This is a genomic window from Virgibacillus sp. 7505, assembly GCF_002272135.1.
Classification (GTDB): domain Bacteria; phylum Bacillota; class Bacilli; order Bacillales; family Amphibacillaceae; genus Terribacillus.
Map to the genome: position 1 here is coordinate 1 of NZ_NPBF01000212.1, position 259 is coordinate 259.

1 protein-coding gene is annotated in these 259 nt (G+C 47.5%); it reads right to left on the minus strand.

Translation table 11 applies throughout. The annotated features are described in order from the left end of the window. The coding region (locus CHH91_RS21525; RefSeq protein WP_141234228.1) for an SOS response-associated peptidase family protein at window positions 1–259 on the minus strand (259 nt) is incomplete at both ends.

Here is a 259-nt window from a genome sequence, read left to right on the forward strand (position 1 = left end):
AGCAAGTGTTTAAAAGGCATCGTATCAGCAATGGTTTCCGCCCTAGCATTAATCGGTTTAGGGCCTTTGTTCTTCTGTTTTGACCAATGAGGGATAAGGCCCCAATGAAAAAAGCATGCTTTTGGCGCCGTATGAATGGCAGCGATCGCAAGAATCTCTTCGGTAGGCGCAATGTTATGGCTAGGTGGAAACGACGGAATGTCAAGTCCTAACTCCTCTTCGACGTCAGTAGGTGAGGCAGTTAGCGTAAAACGTCCAC